The sequence below is a fragment of the Planococcus halocryophilus genome (assembly GCF_022489025.1).
Classification (GTDB): Bacteria; Bacillota; Bacilli; order Bacillales_A; family Planococcaceae; genus Planococcus; species Planococcus halocryophilus_A.
In genome coordinates this window covers 1-7,704 of record NZ_JAKVTG010000030.1, presented here as the reverse complement: position 1 = coordinate 7,704, position 7,704 = coordinate 1, and the positions used below count along the sequence as shown (strand labels likewise).

Annotated in this window: 9 protein-coding genes and 1 pseudogene; 7 read left to right on the top strand and 3 right to left on the bottom strand. The window is 38.3% G+C overall.

The features are described 5' to 3' along the window. On the top strand, positions 1-552 hold a 552-nt coding region (locus MLE13_RS17675), incomplete at its 5' end, for a site-specific integrase (protein ID WP_240751095.1). Positions 553-865: 313 nt separating this feature from the next. Here the strand turns inward: MLE13_RS17675 and MLE13_RS18095 are convergent. Next, positions 866-970 (bottom strand): annotated as a pseudogene (locus tag MLE13_RS18095) (hypothetical protein); the annotation flags it as partial. Between the two features lie 149 nt (positions 971-1,119). Here MLE13_RS18095 and MLE13_RS17670 point away from each other — a divergent pair. Both MLE13_RS17670 and mobV read left to right on the top strand, forming a co-directional pair. Then, positions 1,120-2,280, top strand: a complete 1,161-nt coding sequence (locus MLE13_RS17670) for a replication initiation protein (protein ID WP_240751094.1) — start codon at positions 1,120-1,122, stop codon at positions 2,278-2,280. Between the two features lie 304 nt (positions 2,281-2,584). Next, a complete protein-coding gene (gene mobV / locus MLE13_RS17665; RefSeq protein ID WP_240751093.1) occupies positions 2,585-3,661 on the top strand; it encodes a MobV family relaxase in 1,077 nt (358 codons plus the stop codon). A 307-nt stretch (positions 3,662-3,968) separates the two neighbouring features. On the opposite strand, the gene MLE13_RS17660 is transcribed toward mobV, so the two are convergent. Further along, positions 3,969-4,466 carry a hypothetical protein gene (locus MLE13_RS17660; RefSeq protein ID WP_240751092.1) on the bottom strand — a complete coding sequence of 166 codons (498 nt, stop codon included), beginning with the start codon at positions 4,464-4,466 and terminating at the stop codon, positions 3,969-3,971. A gap of 149 nt (positions 4,467-4,615) precedes the next feature. Between MLE13_RS17660 and MLE13_RS17655 the strand changes: the two genes are divergently transcribed. The 4 genes from MLE13_RS17655 to MLE13_RS17640 all read left to right on the top strand — a co-directional run bounded on the left by MLE13_RS17655 (position 4,616) and on the right by MLE13_RS17640 (position 6,819). After that, positions 4,616-5,035 (top strand): hypothetical protein, encoded by a 420-nt coding sequence (locus tag MLE13_RS17655; RefSeq protein ID WP_240751091.1) that lies wholly within the window; start codon positions 4,616-4,618, stop codon positions 5,033-5,035. 327 nt (positions 5,036-5,362) lie between these two features. Beyond that, positions 5,363-5,728 carry a hypothetical protein gene (locus MLE13_RS17650; RefSeq protein WP_240751090.1) on the top strand — a complete coding sequence of 122 codons (366 nt, stop codon included), beginning with the start codon at positions 5,363-5,365 and terminating at the stop codon, positions 5,726-5,728. Between the two features lie 21 nt (positions 5,729-5,749). Next, complete coding sequence (locus MLE13_RS17645) at positions 5,750-6,304, top strand: hypothetical protein (protein ID WP_240751089.1); 555 nt, start codon at positions 5,750-5,752, stop codon at positions 6,302-6,304. Positions 6,305-6,393: 89 nt separating this feature from the next. Beyond that, positions 6,394-6,819, top strand: a complete 426-nt coding sequence (locus tag MLE13_RS17640; RefSeq protein WP_240751088.1) for a hypothetical protein — start codon at positions 6,394-6,396, stop codon at positions 6,817-6,819. Between the two features lie 142 nt (positions 6,820-6,961). Here the strand turns inward: MLE13_RS17640 and MLE13_RS17635 are convergent, their stop codons facing one another. After that, complete coding sequence (locus tag MLE13_RS17635; RefSeq protein ID WP_240751087.1) at positions 6,962-7,390, bottom strand: hypothetical protein; 429 nt, start codon at positions 7,388-7,390, stop codon at positions 6,962-6,964. Positions 7,391-7,704: the final 314 nt, after the last annotated feature.

Genomic DNA, 7,704 nt, shown 5'->3' with positions numbered 1-7,704 from the left:
CAAGAAATCAAAGATGTGCAGCCGATCCGATCACTGGAACGCATTGAGGACATGAAATGGAGCTTGAAGAAATGGTGCAGTGAACGGGATTATATTTTGTTTCTCTTAGGCATCAATTCCGGCTTGCGTGTCGGGGATTTGTTAAACATCAAAATGAGTGAGATCCAGGGCAAGAAAGTGGTGTCGTTGCGCGAAGGGAAGACCGGCAAACGGCGAACGATTCACCTCGGCAATATCTACGACGAACTGGATGCCTATATTCGCACGTTAGAGGGCGCTCAGTGGCTTTTTCCCAGTCGCAAGGGAAATGGACCGATTACACGCGTTCAAGCGTACAGACAGCTTCAGAAAGCCGCACAGATGGTCGATATCTCGGTAGGCATCGGCACGCATACTTTGCGCAAGACATTCGGCTACTGGCATTACAAGCAATTCAAAGACATTGCCGAGCTGCAGAATATCTTGAATCATGCGCATCCGCAGATCACCTTGCGTTACATTGGCATCACCGATGAGCAAATTGAAAGCAATTTAAAAGCGTTTCGCCTGTAAAACTCCCAGATTTTATTCTGTGGAGTTTTTTGTTTGTGAAAAAACGTTTTTAAAGGGTTTTAAAGGCGTCTTAGAAACGTTTGCTTGTATGTATTCAATTTCCACCTTTAAAACGCTTTTAGGGTAGTTTCTGTGCGTTTTAAGATGGTTCAACATACGAACAACAGCTGTCTTTTTCTATTAACGGTTTTTTGGGGCTTGAAGTTGAAAGGTAACACTTTTGGTTCCATTTATTCCCCCACCACCGTCTTGCGCGCGTACGCGTGTTGTTGGTGTTTTTAATTACTTTGTTTATTACTTTGTTTTAAGTGTTTTAGAGAGGGTCTGAGTCCTTGGTGTGACTGGATTTGCAAGACTCAAATGCCACACTTTTGGTCCCAAATGCCACACTTTTGGTCCCAAATGCCACACTTTTGGTCCCTTAAATGCCACACTTTTGGTCCCAAATGCCACACTTTTGGTCCCAAATGCCACAATTATTAAAAGTTAGGGCATTGTTATTCTATATAGGTTCTGATAGTATTACTTCCAACAGTAAAGCCACAAAAATAAAAAGGTGGGGCATTTATGAATAGTAAGCATTTAGTTACGCAGGCAAACAATTTAATTGAAGCTAGACACAACAATCCTCTAACTGCCAGAGAACAAAAAATTGTCCTTACAATGGCTAGTATGATCGAGCCGAATGATGACGATTTTAAAGATTATCGCATTTCTATTAAAGAATTTAGTGAGATGTTAGGCCTTGAAGGAAAAGCAAAATATACAGATGTAAAAGATATATCTAAAGAGTTGATGTCTAAAACTATTGAAATACCACAAGAAGACGGCGGTTGGTTGTTAGTTCATTGGGTGTCTAGTGCCAAGTATGTTAAAGGAGAAGGGGTACTTGAATTATCATTTTCTCCTAAGCTAAAACCCTATATGTTGCAGTTAAAAAATCAGTTTACATCGTATAAATTAAGCAATGTATTGTCTTTAAACAGCACTTACTCCATACGTTTATATGAGCTCATGAAAAAATGGCAGCATATAGGTAAATGGGAAAACTCTATTGAAGAATTAAAACTTAAATTTGGTGTTTCTGAAGGATCTTATAAACGTTACAATCACTTCAAAACAAGAGTTGTTTTAAGAGCCGTTGAAGAAGTAAATGAAAAAACCGATCTTCATATCAAAATTAAGGAAATTAAAAAGGGACGAAGCGTAGAACGAATTGAATTTGTTATTCGTCGTGCTCCAGAAAAAGAAATTAAGTTGCAGGAGCCAAAAAGAAAAGAAAAAAAGCAATCTGAACAAGATATTTTGCGTACTAGATTAAATACCTTGACCGATGGTTATCAGTTCGATATGGCATTCTTTGCACAGCTGCATCAGGGGGCTTCACTTATCTGGCAAAATGATGCCGAACAGGAATTGGAATGGCTGATTCGCTACGTCAACGACGAAAAAACCGTCAAGAATCCCCTTGGCTTTATCAAATCCAAAATTACCTCGGCGTGGGAGATCCATGAAACCGGAGGACAGATTACGTTCGCCGATCTGCAGCCGATGAAGGAACGTCCGACGGGACGACAAGAGAAATTACCGGAGTGGTTCACGTCCAAAGATGAACCGCAAGAGGCTGCAAAACCGAATCCCGAACTCACCAAAGAGAAAGACCAATTGCTGAAAAAGTTGGCCGAGAAAAAAGAACGGCTTGTAAAAAAAGACACGCCTACCTCGTAATCAATTAAACATCCCGACCGGTTTTTTCTGACAACAGAAAGTCCGGTCAGGATTTTTCCGTTCTCTTTTTTTGCTGTTGATTTACGGAAAAGATAGCCGAAGCCGGCTGTCTTTTCTTGCTATTGAACTAATGGGGAATGACCGTCCATCGAGGACGATCGCCCCCATGCTTTTGACTTTGGGGGGCGCCTCACTAGTGAGGCAGCCACTTGCTTTTCACCCTCGGAGAGCACACCTTTATGCAATAAAGTATAGTGTGCTATACTTTACATGGAAGTTGACCGAATTATGGGGGTGCGTTCTTTTGAGTTTTGCTGTGGTACGGATGCAAAAAATGAAGAGTCCGGATTTAAAGGGCATGCAATTTCACAACCAACGAGAACGGGAAAGTCGGACGAATCCAGACATCGATCCGGACCGTGAGCACTTGAATTATGATTTGCTGCATCAAGAAAAAATTGATTACAACAAACACGTAAAAGCCATCATCGAGAGCCAAAAAGTAAGCGAGCGAAAAACCCGAAAAGATGCCGTACTCGTCAATGAGCTTCTGGTGACTTCTGATCGGAAGTTTTTTGATGGATTAGATCCGGCTGAACAGAAACGATTTTTCGAGGAAAGCCATAAATTGTTTTCGGAACGCTACGGCAAACAAAATATTGCGTATGCGACGGTTCACAATGACGAAAAAACGCCTCACATGCATTTAGGGGTCGTTCCGATGCGTGACGGCAAACTCCAGGGCAAGAACGTCTTTAATCGCCAGGAATTGCAGTGGATGCAAGAGGAATTTCCCAAACACATGCAAAGTCTAGGTTTTGACGTTGAACGTGGCATTGCTTCGGACCGAAAACACATCGAAATGAGCCGTTTTAAGGCATTGACGCTCAATGAGGAGATTAAAACCCTCGAGAAGGAAACCGAAGCCCTGAGAAACGCCCTGACGGCTTCTAAGAAGGTTGATGAGCTGCAAGTCAGCAAACCCTCTCTATTTGACCGGAAACACGTCAAATTACCAGTAGAGGACTTTGAAACACTCAAGGCAAGAGCCAAGGCGACAGAAGCCATCGAAAGCACAATTGAGGGGCACGAAAAGCAATTTGACGAACTGGTCGATAACGTAATTGCTACCGATCGGAAGTTGGATCAAGAGCGAACCAAAAATGAACGGCTGCAAAAAGAAAACAGCCAACTCAGACAAGAGAACCGGGAATTGCAGAAAGAAAATACAAGCTTAAAAAACAAGTTGACGGTGTTGATGGAATTTGCGAAAACGCAAATGAGTAAATTTAAAGAGTGGCAAGCTGAACGGCAACAAGAAAAAGAACAGCAGCGCGAACGAAATCTTGCTAGAAAAAAAGACCAGGAGTTGGAGCGTTAAGCCAACTTTTGGTCTCTTTTTTGTAGAGGTTAATCCATACAAAATTGTATTGCCCGTATAATTTGTTGTGCTCCTCGATTCGCGGGATTTCTGAGCCAACTTGAGCTTCTGTAGCAAACTAGAAGAACACAATTTTTTCTTTTTGAAAAAATCACTAACTGTACTTAAGTGAACATCATGACTATGATCTTTGTTTTGCAAAATGATACATAAAAAGACTCTACTTCAATCAGTATCGTCTTTGTTTCTCTACAAATTTATAAATTTGAAAAGTATTTTTCTCTCAATAGAATAACATCTGAAGGTATTAATCTAGTCCCAGATACCTGATTTTTTCATTATTCCACCATATAGTCGGATTATTACCACTAGAACTTTTGTAAAATCTTACATCACCCTTAACTGATCTTTTTACAAGTGTTACAGAACCATCAGTATTTACGTACTTTGTTGTAGTAGTTCCAATAGCTATCTTATTAAAATCTGCTGACGCTGCCTTTGCTCCTCCTTTATTGTTATGATATATTTTTTTACCACTACTAGTAGTATTATTTAGTGTTGCTTTAGACCTTACTCCTGACCATCCAGGTGGCAATGTGCCTCCTCCACACATGGGTTCGATTATTGATTTATTCGTCTCATTACTGATATCAGTTAGTTCTGTGAGTTCTTTCGAGATTGTCAACTCCATTTGTGTTTCATCTTCTATAACCCATACACCATCACAAGCTGCCTGAGCATTTGAAGAATTCCAAAGCAAAGTAAATACAGTTACCACTACCAAAATACTCATAATTCTTTTCATAATTCGTCCCCTTTTTTAATGGTGATTTTTACAACGTTTGGTAAAATAAATTCAATTACTTTTAAAAAAATCCTTCTTTTAAAAAAGGGTTTTCTAAAAATATAGAGAAAATGGTTATAAACATTTCGGAAACTCTAGGAGGGCCAATGATGATGTATAAAGATTTACTTGAAAAAAACGATTACTTTATTTCTTTTAGAGGCTCTTTGGTACCTAATGATCATAGGATTGCTCTAAGAATTATTTTATATGGTAGTTACAATGAAACTGATTTGTTAGTGGGAAATCAAGAAAATTTAGATGTTTGGCATATAGATTTCTTCTCTTATGCTACATATTCAGTAACTTTCGAAGACTTTACAGTTTTTAATGATTCTGAGGTTTTTCTGGGAGAAGCATTCAGAATCTATCAACAATCAGATTTGATGCATTCGTTAAAGAAAAGAATAAATTTTGAATCTCAGGAATTGAATAAAGGAAGTATTTACACTCACTACTCACTGGCTTGCATGGAGCATCAAGTAGATATTGTTTCAGATAAAGAACCTTCAGTAAAAAAAGAAGCTTAAAAAGCGTATCAAAAAGAAGCCTACTGTTTTTTTAAGATTAATGGCTAGAAAAAACGACCAATCTAAGAGATATACCAAACTAAAAAACCTGATAGTGTCCTGTTATGCACTACGCCAAATCGTTCAAAAATCTTAATGAAAATAAAAGGGAGAGCAAGAAGATGCTAAGTTACGAGCATCTTCTTTCTTTTTTTCTCACTTCCGATAACCTGTGATATGTAAACCCATATCTATTCAATAATCTGACATCTAATATGTTATACATGTTTTAATAACTTATAAAGAGCTGACTTTTACTATTTATAATCATTGAAAGGAGATTTATTTATGACTTATTTTTATTATATTGCCTCTGATATCGAGTTGGTTCCAGAAGCTTATAAAGAATATGAATTGTATTTCGAAGAATCTAATGAACGTATTAAAGGGTTCGATTTTCCACTTCAACTTGAAATTGAGAATGGAATTAATGCAAAAGAAGAAGCTGAAATTCTGCTAGAGTATATTTATAAAAAAGCTGAAAATCATAAAAGATGTGCATTTCAAGTTGCAAAATTAGTTAATTCTAATAGGGTGCCATTCAAAGTCCTAGAGAAAAAACAAGTATTCTTACACAAAATAAAGTCATCGGACGAACTACTTTTGCCAGAAGGTCATCTGCTTACTATCAAAAAGGTTCCAGTGGTGTATTAAAAAAGAGGTGGTGATGATTTGATGATGACTCCGAGCGAAGTAAGTACCAAATTAAATATCCAACCCTCTACATTACGAAAGTATTCGGCTTTGCTTGAACAAGAAGGCATTCAATTCAAACGAACTCACAAAAATGCCCGTCTTTACACAGATAGCGAGTACATAGCGATTGAAAGCATCATAGCGACAGTGCATAGCGGTAAGAAATCGCTTGAAAATGCTGTTATAGAGGCATCTAAGGAATTAAAAAGAGATGTCGCTGTGGCGCCACGCGAGCGCGATAGCGACACCATAGCAGCTGCTACGCTGGAAGAAGTCAAACAGCTGAGAATCCAACTACAGCAACAAGAAGAGAACCAAAAAGAACGAGATCTCATGTTTGTAGAAGTTCTAGAGAAAATGCAGAAGAAGATTGATCGGATGGAAGAACAACAGAAACAATTACTTGCACCAGTACCAGAAGAATCCGAGTTAGATGCGTCAGAACCGTCCTCACAGGAGGGAGAAAGCGAACCGGAACCGATAACACCTAAGAAAGATACTCGAAGTTTATGGGCGAGAATCTGGAACAAATAAAAGTCACTAGTTTAGGGGAATTGAATGTAACTTATGTGCAGTTAAGTTACATTCAAACCTATGAAAAACAATCGAGGAGCGTAAATAAAATGGCGAAAAAAAAGAAGAAAATGAAAAAAGAGAAAGAGATATTTTACGATTTTGATCCATATTTTTCAAAAAGAGCAAAAATGGAAATCAAAATCGATGAAGTTGGCGTTTCATTTGTCGGGAATTCGGAAGGATACCTTTCACTGTCTAGGTTCTTTAGTTATTTAGCAGAGGTCCATGCGTCGATTCGAGAAGAATCTCCTCAACCAGAAGGAACAAATACGGTACAAGGATATGGAGCTTACCATTTCAAAGACTATGTGAGGGAAGAAAAAATTCAACAAGGGGACTACACCTTTAATCCTGGGCCCATTAGCAACTTAAAGCCCGAGAATCATGAACAAGATGTTTTATTTTGGTTGTCGGATGTAACGGGGCCAGCTTTTTGGCAAGAAGATGGAGATGCGAAAAAGAAAGAAAAATAATACGCTTTGAAAGCAATAGGAGAACGAGGGATCCGAATGTAACTTAATGTGAATTAAGTTACATTCAAACCCAAATAAAACAAAAGGGAAATAATTTTAAATAACTTTTTTAAGTGTTTCTTTTGATTGTGAAAAGATTAAATTATTTTCCAGTTTTAATTACTAGGACTGTTCCATCAATCTGTCCTGGCAGGGACTCCATAACGGCGCCTCTCCAGTAAATCTTGACCTTATCACCAATCTGGAACTTGGTATCGATCTGCCTATTTATTAGCGGGATTCGGTAAATCGTTCCTGGACTCCCATTATCCGTACTCCCTTCATCCAGAAAACGAGAAGTATCAGCTTGCTCTTGCACTGCCTCAATGATTTCGGCTTTTGTCTTTCCTTCGGTTTCATCTGGTTCGAGTTCTACTACCCAGATATTTTTTGTATGTAAATCTCCATACGGATTCAATTCCATTTCTTGATAGACATAACCTGTTGTTGATCGCAGACTTATAAACCAGATGATGAACACAAGAAGAATAAGCAGTAGAATAGCGGAAATTCTCTTTAATAGTTTCTTCATTGGCGGCCTCCTCTTATTATTTCTATTAAATATTAACATAATTTACCATTAAACAGAGTGTTATTTTCCTGCCTGAATGTAACTTAATGGTAAGTAAGTTACATTCAAAATCCCTAGTCTATTGACTTCGTAAGAAAACCAAGCAAAAATAGAATTGCTAGAAAAAATGATACATTCAAATCGTTGATTTACCTGGGCTCACCTTTCCTTGGCGGCGCTCTTTTTTCTTTTGACTAAAATACCTTGCGTAGTTCGGTACATACGGCAATTAGCCAGTAAAAAAACACGCTTTACAATTTGGGAGGTTAAAGGGG

Bases quoted from the DNA above. Each gene is read 5' to 3' on its own strand.
- MLE13_RS17660 (WP_240751092.1), bottom strand. From the start codon at position 4,466: ATGAAAAGAATTATGAGTATTTTGGTAGTGGTAACTGTATTTACTTTG.
- MLE13_RS17645 (WP_240751089.1), top strand. From the start codon at position 5,750: ATGATGACTCCGAGCGAAGTAAGTACCAAATTAAATATCCAACCCTCT.
- MLE13_RS17640 (WP_240751088.1), top strand. From the start codon at position 6,394: ATGGCGAAAAAAAAGAAGAAAATGAAAAAAGAGAAAGAGATATTTTAC.
- MLE13_RS17670 (WP_240751094.1), top strand. From the start codon at position 1,120: ATGAATAGTAAGCATTTAGTTACGCAGGCAAACAATTTAATTGAAGCT.
- MLE13_RS17650 (WP_240751090.1), top strand. From the start codon at position 5,363: ATGACTTATTTTTATTATATTGCCTCTGATATCGAGTTGGTTCCAGAA.
- MLE13_RS17635 (WP_240751087.1), bottom strand. From the start codon at position 7,390: ATGAAGAAACTATTAAAGAGAATTTCCGCTATTCTACTGCTTATTCTT.
- MLE13_RS17655 (WP_240751091.1), top strand. From the start codon at position 4,616: ATGATGTATAAAGATTTACTTGAAAAAAACGATTACTTTATTTCTTTT.